Raw genomic sequence first — 18,748 nt, forward strand, 5'->3', positions numbered from 1 at the left:
GGGGAACTCAATTCCCACTAGATTCCATCCCATCCGGCCGGAGCCGATTCCACGCTGTCGAACAGCTCATTCAACACGCTGTCGGCCGACTCGGTCAGCTCGCCGCCCCCGCCCTCGTCGCCGGAGTCTTCCTGCGGCAGCAGTTTGCCGGTCAGATGCGCCGCCAGCGCGGCAGTCGTCGGGTGGTTCCACAACATCGTCGCCGACAGCTCCAGACCGACCAGCTGCTCGATGTCGCGCCGGACCGCCATCGCCATCACCGAGTTGAGGCCGAGTTCGGCGAACGGCCGGTCCAGCAGGAGTTCAGCCTCCGACATGCGAAGCTCGCGGGCCAGGATGCTGCGCAACCCGATTTCGAGCTCGCTGAGTATCTCATCGGGGGGCAGCTGCGCCCAGTCGCGGGCAGGTGCCGGACCGTCGGCAGCGGACTCCCCGGGCTTTCCTTCCCCGGGCAGCGGCACCATCACGGCCTGGGCGACGTCGTAGTGCTCCACGTGGTCCCAGGCGGCAAACGCCTCGGCCGGCGAGATCGGCCGGGAACCCATCCGTTCCAGCTCGTGCAGCACGACGTGCGCCTCGGCGCCGAAGCCGAGACCCTTCCAGGCCACCCAGTCCAGGCTGACGCTGTGGCAGCCCCGTTTGTTGCGGGCGCGGGCCAGACCGTCCAGGTAGGCGTTCGCGCTCGCGTAGGCGCCCTGGCCGGGCACCCCGAACACCGCGCCCGCCGCGGCGGTCATAAAGAAGAAGTCGACGCTGGCCGGCGGGAACAGTTCGTGCAGCACCTGGGCGCCGGCGACCTTCGGCCACATGGTGGCCCGGAGCCGGTCGTCATCGACCTCGGTCAGCAGCTGGCCCTCGGTGACGCCGGCGGCGTGGATGATGCCGCGGATCGGCGGTGCTCCCGCCGCGTCGCGGCGGGCCAGCAGGTCGACCACACCGTCTCGGGAGCCGATGTCCAGGGCGGCCACGTCGACGGTGACGCCGCGACGCTCCAGCGCCCGGATGCCGGCGATCTTGTGCCGGGTGTCGTCGTCGAGGCCCTCGCCGTCCCAGTCGCGCCGCGGCGGCAGCGCGCTGCGTCCGGCCAGCACCACGCGGCGGGCGCCGCGGTCGGCCAGCCATCCGGCCATCAGCAGACCGAGCGCTCCCATGCCGCCGGTGATCAGGTAGGCCCCGTCGGGTTGGCACACCATCGGCTCGCGCTGCGGCGGACCGGAGATCGGGGTGAACGTCGGTGCCAGGAACTGGCCGTCACGCAGCACCAGGATGGATTTGGCCGGGGTGCGCAGCACTCCCGACAGCGTCGCGACGGAATCGGCGATGGCGGCCGGGTGTCCGGGTAGGTCCACCAAGCCACCGCACAGCTGCGGTTGCTCGGCCCGGATCACCCCGGCCAGGCCCCACAGGCAGCTTTGGCGCACCGCGGCATCGGAAGCGGCCTCGTGGACGCCGTGCGTGACGATCCACAGCGCCGGCGGGTGGTCGTCGCGTTCGGCCAGCTGCGCCACCAGCGCGGAGACCTCACCGACCAGTCGCGACGCGCAGTCCAGGTCGCTCTCGTCCGGCCGAGAGTCGGCGACGTAGACGACGGTCTGGGCCTCGGTGACCCCGGCGGCGCGGTGACCGGCCGCGGTGAGTCCACCACGCAGGGCCTCGGCGGTGGCACCGTCGCCGAGCACCGACAGCGTGCCGGGCCGGTCCGGTGTTTGCGGGGCGGCGTCCCAGGGCTGCCAGTCGATCGCGTGCGCGATCGAGCTCGGGTCAGCGGCGGGCGCCGCGGTGTCCAGTGCGGTGTAGCGCAGCGCGCGGATGTCGAAGCAGGGCGCACCGTCGGGCGTCGTCACCGCGATGTCGACGATGAGTTCGCCGTCCTCGCCGTCGCGACGCTGCACGGTGACCCCTGCCCGGCCCTCGGCGGGCGGTGCGGAGAACCGGACGCTGTCGACCGCGGCGGGCACCATCAGCTCGGGGTTGGTGCCGTCCACCAGCCGCGCGATGTGCAGGGCGGCGTCGAGCAGCGCGGTGCCCGCGTGTGCGGACGCTGCTGCTGCTATCTCGGCCCGCAATTCCACCGGGGTCGCGCGCCCGGACTGAACCGACCAGTCGAACGGGCGCCCCTCACTGCCCCAGGCCAGCCACAGCGAGGTCACCGCGTCGTCGTCGAATGTTGTTCCGGCGTGGCCGTTGGTGCGCCTCGCAGCGGTGGTGTCCGACGCGGATTCGGCGCGCGGCGCGATGCGGGCGCTGACGTGTTTGACCCAGCGCGTCGCCGGGTCGTTGTCGGTCACCGACTTCGACAGGATGACGACCGATTCGCTGTCGGCGACGACCTGGATGGTCCGCGGCCGGTCGACGACGACGGGATGCTCGAAGCGGATGTCGCTGAGCGCCGGCTGCCCGCTCACCTCGGCCGCGGCTTCGGAAAGCGTTTGCAGCAGCACCGATGCGGGCACCAACTCCACCCCGTTGTTGCGGTGACTGCCCGGGTAGGGCTTGGACTCCGGCGCCAGCCGCGCCTGCCACAGGTGGACGGTCGGAGTGCTGCCGATCGTGATGTGCGTACCCAGTAATACGCCCGGCCGCGGCGCGGATTCGGCTGCGGCAACGGAGTTTTCGATCTCCAGCCAATGGTGGGTGTGCCGCCACGGCGTGGCGGGCAATACCGGGTGCGGCTCAGCGGGGTGCGGCAGCTCCCGAGGACTCACCGGGTGCGCACTGTTGAGATGCTCGTGGAAACAGACGGTGTCGTCGCCATCGCGCACCAACGTGGCGACGCTGCGGTGCGCAACGGTTTGCAGGTTTTCGTCGATGGTGTGCGTCAGGATCGGGTGTGGGCTGATCTCGATGAAGGTGCCGTACTTCTGGGCCGCGGCGCCGATCGCCTGGCTGACCAATGCGGGTTGGCGCACGTTGTCGGCCCAATAGTCGGCATCGAGCACCGGGGCCGGCCCGGCCGGGTCGACCACCGTGGAAATAAACGGGATCTGCGGCGAGGCCGGAACCACCCCGGCCAACTGCGCACGCAACTCCGCCAGAATCGGATCCATGAACGCGGTATGGGAGGCCACCTCCATATTGACCCGCCGGGCAAACCGCTCCCGAGCCGCCACCGCCGCAATCACCGCATCCACATCCGCGGGCACACCCGCCACCACCGTCTGCCGCGGCGACAAATACCCCGCCACCGCCACCTGCGGATACTCCGCCAACAACACACCGGTGGCCGCCGCATCCAACTCCAACAACGCCACCGCACCCTGACCGGCCTGCCGCGACATCAACGCCGAACGCACCGCAATCACCTTCAGGCCCTGCTCGGGCGTCAACGCCCCGGCCACCACCGCCGCCGAGACCTCCCCCATCGAATGCCCGATCACCGCATCCGGAACCACCCCATAGGAACGCCACAACGCCACCAACGCCAACTGCAACCCCATGATCACCGGCTGCACCTGCGCATCACCGGAAATCTCCGCACCCTGGGCAATCACCTCACGCAGCGAAAAACCCACCTCGCGGACAAACACCGGCTCCAACTGGTCAACAGCCGCGGCAAACACCGGCTCATCCACCAACAACCGACGACCCATCCCCGCCCAATGCGAACCCTGACCCGAAAACACGAACACCGGTCGGGCGCTTGGGGTTTGGATCCGCGGCTCGGCGACACCGGCGGCACTGTCGCCGGCGGCCAAAGCGGTCAATCCGGCCACCGCGGTGGCGCGGTCGCGGGCGCAGACGCTCGCGGTGTACTTGAAGCGGCTGCGGTGCCGGCGCAGGGTGTGCGCGACGTCGGCCAGTGGCACGTCGGCGCCGGCGCCGGTCATCCACTGCGCCAGCACACCGGCGGTGGCCGCGATCCGCGCCGGCGACTTACCCGAGACCACCAACGTCTGCACCACCGGCTCGGCAACCCACCCGGCCGGCTCAACCGGCTCGACGGCCGGGGCCTGCTCGATGATCACATGCGCATTGGTGCCCGACACCCCAAACGAGGACACCCCCGCCCGCCGCGGACGCGACACCGCCGGCCACGCCATCGCCTGCGCGGCGATCTGGAACTTCGACGCCCCCGCACCGGCATTGGGCGTCAACTCCGAAAAATTCAGATGCCGCGGAATGAACCCCTGCTGCACCGACAACACCGTCTTGATGAAACCTGCCACACCCGAGGCCGACTCGAGATGCCCCAGATTCGTCTTCACCGAACCCAGCACCAGCGGCGCCGACGAACCACGCTCACCGAACACCGCCGCCAACGCATCCAACTCGATCGGATCACCCAAAGCGGTACCAGTACCGTGCGCCTCGACGTAGTCGATGTCACCCGGCTCCAACCGCGCCGCGGCCAACGCCGCCCGAACCACCTTCTGCTGTGCCGGACCCGACGGCACCGTCTGACCACTCGACGGACCATCCTGATTCGCCGCCGAACCCCGCACCAGCGCCAGAATCCGGTCACCATCACGCTGAGCATCCGAAAGCCGCTTGAGCACCACCACCCCGGCGCCCTCGCCGCGCACATAGCCGTCAGCGCCGGCGTCGAAGGTCTTGCACTGGCCGTCCGGGGCCAACATCCCCCACCGCGACGTCGCCACACTGTTCTGCGGGGACAGCATCAGGTTCACCCCGGCGGCCAGCGCCTGATCGGACTCCCGGCGCCGCAAACTGGCGCACGCCAGATGAATCGTCACCAGCGACGACGAGCAGGCCGTATCCAGCATGATCGCCGGGCCGTGCACGCCAAGGAAATACGACAACCGACCGGCCGCGAAGTTCGGGCCGTTGCCGAACGCGAGGTAAGGGTCGACGTCGCGGGGGCCGACCCTTTCGGCCGCCAGCAGGGCGTAGTCGTTAGTGGTGAGGCCGACGAAGACACCGGTCTGGGTGCCGCGGATCGCCTCCTTGGTGATCCCGGCATGCTCCAGCGCTTCCCAGGACACCTCCATCAGCAACCGCTGCTGGGGATCCATCGCGTCGGCCTCACGCGGCGAGATACCGAAAAACTCCGCGTCGAACTCCGCAGGGTGCCACGACGACAAGAACCCGCCCTCGCGCGAACAAATCGTTCCCGGCGCCGAATGATCCGACGCGAAAAACGCATCGGCGTCCCAGCGATCCGCCGGAACCCGAACGATGCCCGAGCCCTCATCACACAACAGCTGCCAGAACGCGGCCGGGCCATCCGCCCCACCCGGAAACCGGCAGCCCATCCCGACCACCGCGATCGGCTCGGTATCACCGGCCTCGGCCACCGCCAATCGCGCCGTCAGGTCATCGATCTTGCGCAGCGCCTCAGCAACAATCGCCCGGCGGTCCGGCCCCCCGGCCGGCACGGCATTCTTCTCGCTCAACTCAACCTCCCCGAAAGCTGCGCGGCAGCTCGTCATCGCTCATACAGACCGAGCGGAAACATCCAATCGGTCGAACCCGTCTCGCTGGTAGATCTCCACGCAGCTGGAACGGCGGATCTTGCCGCTGGTCGTGATCGGGATGGCGCCTTGGGGCACCAGAACCAGATCACCGACGGCCAGCCCATGCGCCTTCGACAGCGCGGCCGTGACCTTTCGCCGCACCTCGTTCAGCCTGTCCAGGACCTCCTCGTCCGAGTCCCCCTTGTTCTTGAACTCGGCGATCGTAACAAGCTGCTCCGACCGGCTGTTGGGGACGGAGACCGCGGCGACACGCCCGCCGGTGATCTCCTGGACGGTGGCCTCGATGTCGTCCGGGTAATGGTTGCGCCCGTCGACGATCAGCAGGTCCTTGATCCGGCCGACGATGTAGAGCTCGCCGCCGGAGATGACCCCGAGGTCGCCGGTCTTGAGCCACGGCCCCTGCGAGGTGCCGGGCGACGGGTCGGCCAGCTTGCCACTGAAGGTCGCCTCGGTTGCCGGCTGGTTGTGCCAGTAGCCGGCGGCGATATTGGGGCCACATGCCCAGATCTCGCCGACCTTGCCCTCCGGGTTCTCCGTCTGGGTGTCGGGGTCCACGATGCGAACCGTGCAGGCGCGCGGCACCCCGCAGCTGACCAGCTCGACACCGCCTTCGGGCCCGCTCGGCTCGGCCGACCCGTCCGCCAGCTTGGTGTAGTCGAAACGCGCGGTGGGCGGCGGGCTGCCCGGCGTGTTCGACGTCAGGTACACGGTGGCCTCGGCCAGTCCGTAACCGGGCCGCAGCGCCGCCGGGTTGAGGTTGAACTTGGCGAACCGGTCGGCGAGACGCCGCAGCGTGGCGGCGTGCACCCGCTCCGCGCCGAACGCGAAGGTGTGTACCCGTCCCAGGTCGAGCCCGGCCATGTCCTCGTCGGAGGTCCGCCGGACGGCCAACTCGTAGGCGAAGTTGGGCCCACCGGTGTAGGCGTTGGGATAGCTGGCCACCAGCTGCATCCAGCGGGCCGGCTTGGCCAGGAAGGCCATCGGGCTGAAGAGCACCGCCTGGTGGCCGCCCACCAGCGGGAAGATGATGCCGCACATCAGGCCGAGGTCGTGATAGAAGGGCAGCCACGCCACCAGGGTGGTGTCGGCCGGCACCGTCCCACCGATGTCCTCGAACGTGTCGGCGATCATCTGCCGCATGTTCTCGATCGCGTTCTGATGCCCGACCATGACCCCGGCGGGGGTCCGGGTCGACCCGGAGGTGTACTGCAAAAACGCCGTCTTGGTGGGCGCCGTGGCGGTGGCCGTCAGCACCGGCTCCGAGTCGAGGTCCAAAGCGTCGACCTCGATCACCACCGGCGGTTTACCGCCAAGGTCACGAATCGAGTTCGCGATGTCGCCGACCGCCGCCGACGTGGTCAGGATCGCCGCCGGGGTGCAGTCGCGCAGTGCTGCCGTTACCCGCTCGTCGTGCGCCCCGAACATCGGCACGGGCAGCGGAACGGCGATCATCCCCGCCTCTAGCGCGCCGTAGAACCCGACGATGTACTCCATGCTCTGCGGGGCCAGCAGCGCCACCCGGTCGCCCGGCGACGCGCAGGTCGCCAATTCGGCCGCCACCACCTGCGCGCGGTTGCGCAGCTGCGACCAGGTCAGGGTCTCGGGGTAGCCGGCCGGGTCGACGTCGAAGTCGATGAAGGTGTACGCAGGCGCATCCGGCTTCTCCCGGGCCCGGTCCGCCAGCAGTCCCGGGATGTGCGATTGACTGACCGCCATTGCGATGTTTTCTCCTTGTGATGTCAAGTCCGCGTACCTCAACCGCTGAAGCACGTCGTCCCCGTCGGGATGTGTCACGCCTGTGGTCCAGCCGGACGGTTTGGCTGTGCGGTGTGGCTGCACAGCGGAGGGATATGCAATTGGATGAGTGACATGTGGGATGCCTCCCGGCGTGGGGTCAGGTTCGGTGGCGCTGGTGCCCGACCTGTTTCAGCTGCGTGCTTCAGCCTTGCCCGGGGCCGCTTGCCCGCCATGTCGGATCAAATGTCGGGGCGGGTACATCCAGGCGCCGAGATCGCGCGGCCGGGGCAGCCGGCGCGGGGGATTCGACCATCGACACGGGTACCCCTTCTGGGTGTTTGGACCTTGGCAAAAACTCCTCGGACCCCGACATCCCAGGCGTTTTCCTCCTGCGGAGGCTACCACGTATGCCCTGTTGACCGGGAATTTATGAGTCTCCTACCGGGCGCACGGAGCAGATCCGGCATACTAGCCCAGGAATCGTCCCTAGCACCAGGGGTCACACCGGCACCAACAGGAATTTCACAGGCTGAGGGGCGTCGCAGCCGGTGTCATCCCCGGCAGTAAACCGCCAGTTTCTCCTCGATATCGCCGACGAGTTCGGGCAGATGATCGTTGAGGTAGAAGTGATGACCGGGCGCGGTGAAGGTCCGAACGCTGAACTCGGCGGTGGTGCGCTCGCCCCACGGGGCAACTTTGTCGGCGGTGGCGACGCCGTCCTCGTCACCGCGGAAGGCGACGATCGGGCAGGACACTCGCGCCTCCGGTGGACAGTCGTAGTTGGCGATCGCTTTCAACCCGCGCAGCGTCGGGAGGATCTTCGCCGCGAATTCCTCGTTCTCCAGGAACTCCGGATTGACCCCGGTCATCTGACTGACCGCCTCGAGCAGGTTCCGATCGGAGTCGCCGATGTTGTCAAATCCCGCCCGCCCGGGCGCGCCCGCCGCGGACACGAACAGCGCAGCGATCGCCTTGCCGTCCGCCTCGAACCGGCGGGCCACCTCGAAGGCCAGCAGGGCGCCCATGCTGTGCCCGAAGAAGGCGGCCGGTCCGTCGGTGGGCGAGGGCAGTTTGTCGCAGACCCGGTCGGCGAGGTCCTCGATGCTGGTGAACGCGCCGAGGTCGTGGTTACCGCCTTTCCCCGGGTACTGCACACCGATGCGTTTGACGTCGGTGACAAACGCTTTGGAGAACGGAACGTAGTACTGCGGCGATCCGCCGGCGTGCGGGAAGATGTAAAGCTTCGGAGTACGGTCTGTCACTCCGGACACCCTAGTGGGAACCGGGGGGCCCGGCGGGGACGGTTACCCGGTTGCGGCGTCGCGCTCGGCGAACGGCGCCCCGAGCAGCGGGACGGGGTGGAACCCGTGCCGGCGGCCCTGGGCGACGCCCCGGCGGATCAGCGCGGCCGTCCCGACGAAGCCGGCATGGTCGAGCGCCACGAACGGGGTCAGCAGCCGGTTGTGGACGAATCCGAACGCCAGCCCGGATGCCGGGTCGGCCCAACCCAGCGAGCCGCCCAGCCCGACGTGGCCGAAGCCCGGCAGCACCGGGCCGAACGGGACCGCGTGGTACCCCAGGTGGAATGCCAGCGGAACCCCGATGGTGCGGTCCAGTTCCATGCGGTGCCGGCCGGTGAGGCCGCTTACCAACCGCCGGGACAGGAACTGGGTTCCGTCGATCTGCCCGCCGTTGGCCAGTGCGCCGTAGAGACGGGCCAATCCGCGTGCGGTGGCGACACCGTTGATGGCGGCGGCCTCGGTGTCCAGGAAGGGGGTGTCGCCGCGTAAGGTGCCCATCACACCGGGAAAGTAGATGGCGCCGAAGCCGCCGTACGGCAACATCGCGGCCGCCCTGGTCGCCAGCAGCTCCGCGAGCCGGTTGCCGCGGTCGCGTTGCGGCATGATGATTTCCGCGGCGACGGTCGGCGCGCCGGCGGGTGGCCGGCCCAGGTGCAGGCCGTCGGTGTTCAACGGGGCGGCCAGCTCGGAGCGGAACAGATCGCGCATGCCGGTGCCGGTGACGGCCCGGGCCAGCCCCGACATGAGCCAGCCGTAGGTCAGCGCGTGGTAGGCGGGCTTTCCGAACTCGCGTCCCGGCGCCGCGGCGGCCATCCGCGCTTCCATGGTCACGTGGTCCAGCAGGTCTGCCCGGCTGGCTCCGTGCAGGTGGGTCAGCCCCACCCGGTGGTCCAGCAGCTGCCGGACGGTGATCGCGGCCTTGCCGCGGGCGCCGAACTCCGGCCAATACTGCGCCACCGGGGCGTCGTAGTCGACGAGGCCCCGGTCGACCAGCCGATGGATGACCGTCGACGCCGCGCCCTTGGTCGCCGAGAACACCATGGCGCCGGTGTCGGCCGACCACGGCACCCGGCCGGCCCGGTCCGACCATCCGGTCCACACGTCGACGACGGGCCGGCCGTCCAGGTACACCGCCAGCGCGCCGCCGCCGTAGCGGCGGCCGGGGAACATCGCGGCGAAGGCGCGCACGGCGCAGCCGAAGTTAGGGTCAGCCGCGCCGTGCACATTCGCCGGAAGCATCGTCCGGCGACCGTCGAAATGCTCCGTCATGGTGGGCAATCTACCGTGTGACCGGCGCAGATAAGTTGTGTTACTGCACCGGTTCGGTATCAACCCGGCGGCGCGAAGATCGCCGTCAAAATTTGCTGGGCAGCCAGCGCAGGCGTCAGCTCGCCACTAAGCACCTGCTGTTCGAGCTCGACGCGAAGCTCGCGCACGGCCGGACCCGACAGCGCCCGCTCCAGCACCGCGTCGGCGACCAGTTGGCGGGTCCAGTCCACCTGCTGAGCACGCCGCCTGGTGTCGAATTCACCCGCGTCGATCAGCGTCTGGCGGTGCCGCTCCACGGTCTCCCAGAACTCCGACAGTCCGGTGCCCTCGACCGCACTCATTGTCAAAACCGGTGGCCGCCATAAGGTTTCACGGGGATAGATGAGCCGGACTGCGGCGGACAGCTCCCGCGCGGCGACCCGCGCCTCAGCCAGATGCTCGCCATCCGCCTTATTGACCACGATGACGTCGGCCAGTTCCAGCACGCCCTTTTTGATGCCCTGCAACTGATCGCCGGTGCGGGCCAGGGTCAAGAAGACGAAGGTGTCGACCATGTTGGCCACCGTCACCTCGGACTGGCCGACACCGACGGTCTCGATCAGGATCACGTCGAAGCCGGCGGCCTCCAGCAGCACCACCGTCTCGCGGGTGGCCCGGGCGACTCCGCCCAGGGTGCCCGACGTCGGCGATGGCCGGATGTAGGCGTCCGGATGGGCGGCCAGCCGCTGCATCCGGGTCTTGTCACCCAGGATCGAACCGCCGGTACGGGTCGACGACGGGTCGACGGCCAGCACCGCCACCCGGTGCCCGTGCTCGATGAGGTGCATGCCGAGCGCCTCGATGGTGGTCGATTTGCCGACGCCGGGAACGCCGGTGATGCCGACTCGCCGGGCCCCCCCGGCGACCGGCAACAGCTCCAGCAGCAACTCCTGGGCCTGTTGGCGGTGGTCGGCGCGGGTCGACTCGACCAGGGTGATGGCCCGCGGCAGCACCGAGCGATCACCGGAGCGCACCGCCGCCGCCAATTCGGCGACGGTGTCAATGTTGGCGGCCATTTATTTCGGGTCTGCGACCGGTCCGCCCGGCTCACCGAGCTCGTAGCCTCGCCGCGACGCGAGCGCGTGCAGCAGGTCCACCGCGGCGTCGGCGATCACCGTGCCGGGCGGGAAGATCGCGTTCGCCCCGGCGGCATACAGTTCGTCGAAGTCGCCGGGTGGGATGACCCCGCCGACCACGATCATGATGTCGGGCCGGCCCGCCTCGGCCAGGGCGTCGCGCAGTGCCGGCACCAGCGTCAGGTGCCCGGCCGCCAGCGAGGACACCCCGACCACGTGCACGTCGTTGTCGGCGGCCTGGCGCGCCACCTCATCGGGGGTGGAGAACAGCGCGCCCACGTCGACGTCGAAGCCGATGTCGGCGAACGCGGTGGCGATCACCTTCTGACCGCGGTCGTGCCCGTCCTGACCCATCTTGGCGATCAGGATGCGGGGCCGGCGGCCGTCGGCCTCGGCGAACTTCTCCACCAGGGCGGTTGCGCTAGCGATGTTGCTGCCCTTCCCGACTTCATCACGGTAGACGCCAGAGATGGTACGGATCTCGGCCTGGTGGCGCCCGTAGACCTTCTCCAGGGCGTCGGAGATCTCACCGAGGGTCGCCTTGGCCCGCGCGGCGTCGATGGCCAGCGCCAGCAGGTTGTTGCCCAGCCCGTCCTCCCCTGCTGTACCGGTGGCACCGGCGGCCCGGGTCAGCTCGGCCAGCGCGGCCTGGCAGGCGTTTTCGTCGCGCTCGGCGCGCAGCTGCTCAAGCTTGGCCAGCTGTTCGGCGCGCACCCGGCTGTTCTCGACCTTGAGCACCTCGATCTCGGTGTCCTCGGCAACCTGGTACTTGTTGACGCCGATCAGCGGCTGACGCCCGGAGTCGATTCGGGCCTGGGTGCGCGCGGCGGCCTCCTCGATGCGCAGCTTGGGGATGCCGTCGCTGATGGCTTGGGCCATCCCGCCGTGCTGGGCCACTTCCTCGATGTGGGCGCGGGCGCGCTGCGCCAGCTGATGGGTCAGCCACTCCACGTAGTAGGAGCCGCCCCAGGGGTCGATGGGCCGGGTGGTTCCCGACTCCTGTTGCAGCAGCAGCTGGGTGTTGCGGGCGATCCGGGCCGAGAAGTCGGTGGGCAGCGCCAGCGCCTCGTCGAGGGCGTTGGTGTGCAGCGACTGGGTGTGGCCTTGGGTGGCGGCCATCGCCTCGATGCAGGTGCGGGCCACGTTGTTGTAGACGTCCTGGGCGGTCAGCGACCATCCCGAGGTCTGCGAATGGGTGCGCAATGACCTGGATTTGGGGTTGCGCGGGTTGAATTGCGCGACCAGCTCACTCCAGAGCAGCCGGCCCGCGCGCAGCTTGGCGACCTCCATGAAGAAGTTCATCCCGATGCCCCAGAAGAACGACAGCCGGGGCGCGAACTTGTCGATGTCCAAGCCGGCGTCCAACCCGGCCTTGATGTAGTCCACCCCGTCGGCCAGCGTATAGGCCAGCTCCAGATCCGCTGTGGCACCGGCTTCTTGGATGTGGTAACCCGAGATCGAGATCGAGTTGAACTTGGGCATCTTGGCGCTGGTGTAGCCGAAGATGTCGGAGATGATCCGCATCGACGGCTTCGGCGGATAGATGTAGGTGTTGCGCACCATGAACTCTTTGAGGATGTCGTTCTGGATGGTGCCGGCCAGCTTCTCCGGCGGCACCCCCTGCTCCTCGGCGGCCACCACGTACAGCGCCAGGATCGGCAACACCGCGCCGTTCATGGTCATCGACACACTGACCGCGCTCAAGTCGATACCGTCGAACAACTGCCGCATGTCCAGGATGGAATCGATTGCCACCCCGGCCATTCCGACATCACCCTGCACCCGGGGGTGGTCGGAGTCGTAGCCACGGTGGGTGGCCAGGTCGAAGGCGACCGACAAGCCCTTCTGCCCGGCCGCGAGGTTGCGGCGGTAGAACGCGTTGGAGTCCGCCGCGGTGGAGAACCCGGCGTACTGGCGGATGGTCCAGGGCTGGTTGACATACATCGTCGGGTAGGGCCCGCGCACGAACGGGGCTTCGCCGGGGAAGCTGTCCAGCGGGTAGCCGTCGGCGACCGCGGCGGCGCGGTCGGCGGCGGTGTAGACCGGCTTGACCTCGATTCCTTCCGGGGTGTGCCAGTCCAATTGGTCGGGCGTGTAGCCGTGTGCGGCCGCGGCGGCCGCGACGTGCTCGGCGAGGGCGCTTGCAGAGACTTCGGCCACCGGTTCGCCATCGCCGTGCAAAGCGATGTCGGCGAAACTTCCGATGGTGCCGGGTGAGGTGCTGGTGGTCATGGTTCTCAGGCCCCCAATCGGGTGAGTAAGTCCGACAACGCCTGCACCGCATCGATTTTCATGGTCAGGTAGTCGTCTGGCTTGGGATCGGTGTCGGGGTTGCCGGCCAGCGCTTTGGCCGGCCCCGCCAGGTAGACCCGGTCGATTCCGGCGTCCCGCGCCGCTGCGATGACCGCGGCCGCTTCGGCGCCGTAACGGGCGTCGCTGCCGCACAGCACCGCCACCCCTGAGCCGGCCTCGGCCACCGCCGCGGCGACCTGCTCGGCGTCGACCGTGCCGGGGTTGACCACCGCGATGCCGCCGGAGGCCAGCAGGTTGGCCGCGAAAGTGGTCCGGATGTTGTGTTCGGCCATCGGTCCCAACGGCAGCAGCAGCGCCTGCGGCCGGGAACCGGTGCGCGCCAGGTAGGCGTCGGAGCGGTCGCGCAAGGCCTCGAACTGCGCCGCGTAGCGCCGCAATCCGGCCGGCACCGACGGGTCGGCCGGGCCGGTGGGCACAGCCAGCGGAGGCTCGTCCAGGTTCGGGTACTCGTTGACCCCGGTGATCGCGCTGCGCCGGTGCGCGATGTCGTCGGCGCGGGCGGCGGCGACCTCGGCGATCCGCTCGGCGATGTGGTCCCAGGCGGCCTCGAAACCGCCGAGTGCTGCACGCTTTTCGAGCTGCTGGAACTGCCGCCAGGCCTGCTGCGCCAACTGTTCGGTGAGGTCTTCGACGAACCACGATCCCCCGGCCGGGTCCAGCACCCGGCCCAGATGCGACTCCTCCAGCAGCAACAACTGGGTGTTGCGCGCGATGCGCCGGGCGAACGTGGCCGAGGCTCCCGGCTGACCGCCGGGAATGGCGGCGTCGAAGGGCCGCACCAGCACGGTGTCGGCGCCGCCCACACCGGCTCCGAACGCGGCCAGCGTGGTGCGCAGCATGTTCACCCACGGGTCCCGCTGGGTCATCATCGCCAGTGACGTCTCGGCGTGGACGACGGCGCCGCCGGACTCCGGCGCTCCGGCCACCTCGGCCACCCGCGCCCACAGCCGGCGCGCCGCCCGGATCTTGGCGATCGTCATGAACTGGTCGTCGTCAACGGCGAGCCGGAAGCTGATCTGGCGGGCCGCATCGGCGACCGACAGGCCGGCGTCGGTGAGCAGCCGCAGGTAGGCCACGCCGGCGGCCAGCGCACCGGACAGCTCCTCGACCGCGCCGGCGCCCAGGTTGTGCAAGGCCGGGCCGTTGACGGCGATCGCCCGCACCCCGCGCTGGCCGGCGGCGCGCGAGGCGGCCGCGATCACCTCGTCGATCGCCGGCGCCGGCCGGCCGGCCGGCGGTGAGGTCAGCGGGTCGGCGCCCAGGTCCACCGACAGGGTGGCGCGGTTATCCGGGTCGAGGCCGTCGACCAGCGCCAGCATCGCCTCGGCCGCGGTGGTGTAGTCGCCGGCACCGGCGCCGTCGACAAGCACCGGAACCAGTTGCAGGTAGACGTCGTCGAAGACGCCGCGCAGCTCGCCGGCCGGTACGCCGACCTCACCGACGCGCACGACCAGCGCGCTGACCCCTTCGGTCAGCGCACCCAGGACGGCGCCGTTGGTGTCGGAACCCGACGCCATGCCGTTGGCCGGGAAGACCTCGGCGACCTTCCAGCCGGTGTTGACGTCACGCAGGGCGTCGGCGCCCCGCACGTAGGGCCAGTGGCCCGGCAGCGGGTGTTCCGGCAGCGCGTCGAAGGCGGTGTAGAGCGCCCGGATCGCGAAACCGTCCGGTCCCTGCACCGGGGTGTCCAACAGCCGCTCGGGCTCACCGCCGGTCTCGGAGTCGATGTCGGCGGGCTCGCGGCGCGAGCTCTTGGCCAGCACCCCGGCCACCGCGGCACGCCAGCGGGCGCGGGCCTGCTCCATGTCGCCGGGTTCGGCGGACACGTCGATGGACACCGGCGGCTCCTATTGCTACTCATGGGTAACAGATGGATCGCTACCCGACACGTGTTAACCAGGCTAAATGATGGTCCTGGGCGGGTGCGGCCGAGGTGCGCCGAGCGGCGAAACGCCCGCTACATGACACGTTGCGTTAACCCTCGGCCCGTAGCCTTGAGTCCCGTGACGCCCGCCGCGACCCGACTCCCCGACGTGCTGCGTGGGGCATGGTCGGTGGTCCTCGGCACCGCGCGCCAGGTGGCGCTACGGCGGTTGGCGTTGACCACCGCGGTGATCATCGCCCTGGTCGCGGTGGCGCTGCTGGTTCCGGTACCCAAGGCCGTGCAGTTGCGCGACTGGGCGCAGACGCTCGGCCCGTGGTTTCCGTTGGCGTTTCTGGCGGCGCACACCGTGGTCACCGTGTTCCCGTTTCCGCGGACCGCGTTCACCCTGGCCGCCGGGCTGCTGTTCGGGCCGTGGCTGGGCGTTGTGCTGGCGGTGGCGGCCAGTGCGCTCAGCGCTGTGGCCGTGCTGGTCCTGATGCGGGTGTTCGGCTGGCAGCTGAGCCGGGTGGTGCGCCATCCGCGGATGAATGCGCTGGACGCCCGGCTGCGTCAGCGCGGTTGGCCGGCGGTGGTGTCGCTGCGGCTGATTCCGGCCATCCCGTTCTCGGTGATCAACTATGCCGCCGGCGCGTCGGCGGTGCGGCTGGCGCCCTACGCGGCGGCCACCCTGATCGGGTTGCTGCCGGGCACCGCCGCGGTGGTGGTGCTGGGCGACGCCCTCACCGGGCAGGTGAGCCCGCTGCTGTTCGCCGTGTCGGCGTGCACCGCCGCCGTCGGGGTCGCGCTGCTGGTCTACGAGGTGCGCACCCACCGCCGCCACCCGGTCGCTGCCCTGCCCGCGGTGACCGTGGAGCCGGCGGTAACCTGCTGACTATGTCCGTCCTGGCCGGCGTCGCGAGTCGACTATTGCGGTCACGGCGGTTGACGCGAGCCCCGATCTGGCTGTATCGGGCACGTCTTGGCGGGTTGTTCGGCGGGCGGTTGCTGATGCTCGAACACCTCGGACGCAAGAGCGGCGCCGTTCGCCGGGTCGTTCTGGAAGTGATCGATCGGCCCGGCGCCGACCGCTACATCGTCGCGTCGGGTTTCGGCGACCGCGCCCAATGGTTCCGCAATATCACCGCCAATCCGCGGGTCCGGGTCTACGCCGGCAGCCGGCGCCCGGCGCCGGCCACCGCCCGGGTGCTCGATCAGCGGGAAGCGGACCGCGTGCTGGGTGACTACATCGCCCGCCATCCGCGCACCTGGGAACAGTTCAGCGCGGTGCTCGGGCAGACCCTGGGTGAGCCGGTGACCGCCACCGGCACGGCGCTGCCGATGGTCGAGCTGCGGCTGGCGGGCTAACCGCCGCAACACAAAGGGCTGCTCAATCCGGCAACAATTCGGTGTACGGCGGTCCGCATATATCGAGGGAAACACCGCGCGCCGTTAAAGTCTTTTCCTACTGCCGTGTTCGAGTGAAGGGACCCGGATCAATGGCTGAGCAAAACGCCGCCGTGCGTAAATATCTGACCGAAATGATCGGCACGTTTGTTTTCATGTTCGCGGTGATCGGCATCTTGCTATCGGGGACGGAATGCCCGGCCGCGGTCGCGCTGGGCATCGGCTCGGTGCTGATGGTGATGGTCTATGCCAGCGGGCACATCTCCGGTGGCCACCTCAACCCGGCGGTCTCGATCGCCGCCTATTTGCGGGGCGCGCTGCCCCTGGGTGATCTGGGGCCCTACATCGTGGCTCAGTTGGTCGGTGCGCTCGCCGCATTCGGTGTGGGATTCGGGTTGTGGCACGACAAGTACTCAACCGGAACTCTTGATCTGTCCGGCACGATCTGGCCGGCATTACTCGCCGAGCTGATATTCACCTTCGCGCTCTGTTACATCGTGCTGCACACCGCAACCAGCAAAGACAGCGCCGGCAACAGCTTCTATGGATTGGCGATCGGGTTCATCGTGACCGTCGGCGTGGTGGCGGTTGGTGGCATCTCCGGCGCCGCGTTCAACCCGGCCATCACCTTCGGTCTGATGCTGTCGGGGGTCTTCGCCTGGAAATTCCTCTGGGTCTACCTGGTCGCCCAGGTTCTCGGCGGAGTGGTGGCCGCCTACGCCTACAAGGCGACCAGCCTCGACGAGCACACCGCCGCCGCCCGTAAGGGTTAAGCCACCGTCCCCAGGGCCCGTGCCCCGCCGCCGGCGGTGCGCGGGCCCTGCACCGTCATCACCGCGAACACCGCCAGCAGCAGCACCGCCGGAACGATGTTCGCCGCGCGGTTGCGGACCCGCAGGTGAAGTCCGAGCGCCCCGGCGAAATACAGTGTCAACGCCGCGGTGGTGGCCCGGGCGACACCCGGGAGGCGGAACACCGAAGCCAGACCCAGCGCGGTGGCGGCTTTGGCCACCGGGACCGCCCAACGGACCTCGGGCGGGATCCGCATGGCATCCATGTTCGCCGCGACGTAGGGCACCGGAATCGCCGATGCCACCGCGTCACCGGCCAGAAATGCCGCCAGTGCGGCGTAGGTCGCTCGCGCGGTCAGAACGCTCACGCCATGCCGGGATCGAGCTGCTGCGGCAAAATCGCGCCCTCGACGGGCTTGCGCGCGTCGGCCTCGGCCTTGGCCACCGCCTGGGCGATCGCCGGGTCGGTCTTGGTGGTGAACCAGTCGGCGACCTCGTCGGTGTCGTCCTCGGGCCGCGCAGGGCTGTCATCGACCGGCGAAGGCTGGTAGCGGAAGACCCCGTCCTCGCCGGGGGCACCGAGCAGCTTGGTGAAGCCTTGCAGGGCGGTGTTGAAATCGCTGGGCACCACCCACACCTTGTTGGCCTCGCCCCGGGCCATCTCCGGCAGCACCTGCAGGTACTGGTAGGCCAGCAGCTCCGGGGTGGGCCGGGCGGCCTTGATCGCGGCGAAGGTCTTCTCGATCGCCTTGGCCTGCCCCTGGGCCTGTAGGTAGGTGGCAGCTCGCTCACCCTGGGCCCGCAGCATCCGGGACTGCCGCTCCCCTTCGGCGGCCAGGATGGCCGCCTGCTTGGCGCCCTCGGCGGTGAGGATCTCGGACTGCTTCTGGCCTTCGGCCGCTTTGATCGCGGCCTCTCGCTGCCCCTCGGCGGTCAGGATCATCGCCCGCTTCTCCCGGTCCGCCTTCATCTGCTTCTCCATCGAGGCCTGGATCGACGGCGGCGGATCGATGCTGCGTAGCTCCACTCGGGCCACCCGCAGGCCCCAGCGACCGGTCGCCTCGTCGAGCACACCGCGCAGCTGGCTGTTGATCACCTCGCGCGAGGTCAGGGTCTCCTCCAGCGTCATGCCGCCGACCACGTTGCGCAGCGTGGTGGTGGTCAGCTGCTCGACACCGACGATGTAGTTGCTGATCTCATACACCGCGGCCTTGGGGTTGGTGACCTGGAAGTAGACGACGGTATCGATGTTCAGCGTCAGGTTATCCTCGGTGATCACCGGTTGCGGCGGGAAGGACACCACCCGCTCACGCAGGTCGATGCGCGCGCGCACCCGGTCGATGAACGGCACCAGCAGGGTCAACTGGCCGCTGACCGTGCGGCTGTAGCGGCCCAGCCGTTCGATCACCGCGGCCTCGGCCTGCGGAATCAGCGCCACCGACTTGGCGACCACGATCGCCGCGAAGATCACTAGTACTGCCAGCAACACCAGGCCGGTCGTAGCGCCTTCCATGAGCAC

At 69.3% G+C, this 18,748-nt stretch carries 12 protein-coding genes; 3 read left to right on the forward strand and 9 right to left on the reverse strand.

Features of this window, described 5'->3' with window-relative positions; genetic code table 11:
• Positions 1-17: 17 nt before the first annotated feature.
• The 7 genes from A5771_RS03710 to mutA form a co-directional block, all read right to left on the reverse strand.
• Entirely contained in the window at positions 18-5,390 is a 5,373-nt protein-coding gene (locus A5771_RS03710) for a type I polyketide synthase (RefSeq protein WP_082947039.1), read from the reverse strand.
• 3 nt (positions 5,391-5,393) lie between these two features.
• Positions 5,394-7,151, reverse strand: a complete 1,758-nt coding sequence (locus tag A5771_RS03715) for an AMP-binding protein (RefSeq protein ID WP_064853850.1) — start codon at positions 7,149-7,151, stop codon at positions 5,394-5,396.
• Positions 7,152-7,723: 572 nt separating this feature from the next.
• Positions 7,724-8,434 carry a thioesterase II family protein gene (locus tag A5771_RS03720; RefSeq protein ID WP_064853948.1) on the reverse strand — a complete coding sequence of 237 codons (711 nt, stop codon included), beginning with the start codon at positions 8,432-8,434 and terminating at the stop codon, positions 7,724-7,726.
• Positions 8,435-8,476: 42 nt separating this feature from the next.
• A complete protein-coding gene (locus A5771_RS03725; protein ID WP_064853851.1) occupies positions 8,477-9,742 on the reverse strand; it encodes a serine hydrolase domain-containing protein in 1,266 nt (421 codons plus the stop codon).
• 59 nt (positions 9,743-9,801) lie between these two features.
• Positions 9,802-10,797, reverse strand: coding sequence for a methylmalonyl Co-A mutase-associated GTPase MeaB (gene meaB / locus A5771_RS03730; RefSeq protein ID WP_064853852.1), 996 nt, complete (start codon positions 10,795-10,797; stop codon positions 9,802-9,804).
• Positions 10,798-13,089, reverse strand: coding sequence for a methylmalonyl-CoA mutase (scpA, locus tag A5771_RS03735; protein WP_064853853.1), 2,292 nt, complete (start codon positions 13,087-13,089; stop codon positions 10,798-10,800).
• Between the two features lie 5 nt (positions 13,090-13,094).
• A complete protein-coding gene (mutA, locus tag A5771_RS03740) occupies positions 13,095-15,008 on the reverse strand; it encodes a methylmalonyl-CoA mutase small subunit (RefSeq protein ID WP_064853854.1) in 1,914 nt (637 codons plus the stop codon).
• A 165-nt stretch (positions 15,009-15,173) separates the two neighbouring features.
• On the opposite strand from mutA, the gene A5771_RS03745 reads away from it, so the two are divergent.
• The 3 genes from A5771_RS03745 to A5771_RS03755 all read left to right on the forward strand — a co-directional run bounded on the left by A5771_RS03745 (position 15,174) and on the right by A5771_RS03755 (position 17,211).
• Positions 15,174-15,926, forward strand: a complete 753-nt coding sequence (locus tag A5771_RS03745) for a TVP38/TMEM64 family protein (RefSeq protein ID WP_234782934.1) — start codon at positions 15,174-15,176, stop codon at positions 15,924-15,926.
• A 2-nt stretch (positions 15,927-15,928) separates the two neighbouring features.
• Positions 15,929-16,399, forward strand: coding sequence for a nitroreductase family deazaflavin-dependent oxidoreductase (locus A5771_RS03750; protein ID WP_064853855.1), 471 nt, complete (start codon positions 15,929-15,931; stop codon positions 16,397-16,399).
• A 131-nt stretch (positions 16,400-16,530) separates the two neighbouring features.
• Positions 16,531-17,211: an MIP/aquaporin family protein gene (locus A5771_RS03755; protein ID WP_207545381.1), complete on the forward strand. Its 681-nt coding sequence runs from the start codon at positions 16,531-16,533 to the stop codon at positions 17,209-17,211.
• Here A5771_RS03755 and A5771_RS03760 read toward each other — a convergent pair.
• The gene (locus A5771_RS03760) at positions 17,208-17,597 is read right to left on the reverse strand and encodes a DoxX family protein (protein WP_064853856.1); all 390 of its coding nucleotides are present in this window, start codon (positions 17,595-17,597) and stop codon (positions 17,208-17,210) included. The two genes, A5771_RS03755 and A5771_RS03760, sit on opposite strands and share 4 nt — an antisense overlap.
• Positions 17,594-18,742, reverse strand: coding sequence for an SPFH domain-containing protein (locus A5771_RS03765; RefSeq protein WP_064853857.1), 1,149 nt, complete (start codon positions 18,740-18,742; stop codon positions 17,594-17,596). Before A5771_RS03765 ends, A5771_RS03760 begins: the two co-directional genes overlap by 4 nt.
• Positions 18,743-18,748 lie beyond the last annotated feature (6 nt).

The sequence above is a fragment of the Mycolicibacter sinensis genome (assembly GCF_001667375.1).
Classification (GTDB): Bacteria; Actinomycetota; Actinomycetes; order Mycobacteriales; family Mycobacteriaceae; genus Mycobacterium; species Mycobacterium sinense_A.

What these genes read in the sequence shown, in the direction of transcription:
- A5771_RS03725 (WP_064853851.1), bottom strand. Translation starts at nt 9,742, where the DNA reads ATGACGGAGCATTTCGACGGTCGCCGGACGATGCTTCCGGCGAATGTG.
- A5771_RS03715 (WP_064853850.1), bottom strand. Translation starts at nt 7,151, where the DNA reads ATGGCGGTCAGTCAATCGCACATCCCGGGACTGCTGGCGGACCGGGCC.
- A5771_RS03750 (WP_064853855.1), top strand. Translation starts at nt 15,929, where the DNA reads ATGTCCGTCCTGGCCGGCGTCGCGAGTCGACTATTGCGGTCACGGCGG.
- A5771_RS03755 (WP_207545381.1), top strand. Translation starts at nt 16,531, where the DNA reads ATGGCTGAGCAAAACGCCGCCGTGCGTAAATATCTGACCGAAATGATC.
- A5771_RS03765 (WP_064853857.1), bottom strand. Translation starts at nt 18,742, where the DNA reads ATGGAAGGCGCTACGACCGGCCTGGTGTTGCTGGCAGTACTAGTGATC.
- A5771_RS03710 (WP_082947039.1), bottom strand. Translation starts at nt 5,390, where the DNA reads ATGACGAGCTGCCGCGCAGCTTTCGGGGAGGTTGAGTTGAGCGAGAAG.
- meaB (WP_064853852.1), bottom strand. Translation starts at nt 10,797, where the DNA reads ATGGCCGCCAACATTGACACCGTCGCCGAATTGGCGGCGGCGGTGCGC.
- scpA (WP_064853853.1), bottom strand. Translation starts at nt 13,089, where the DNA reads ATGACCACCAGCACCTCACCCGGCACCATCGGAAGTTTCGCCGACATC.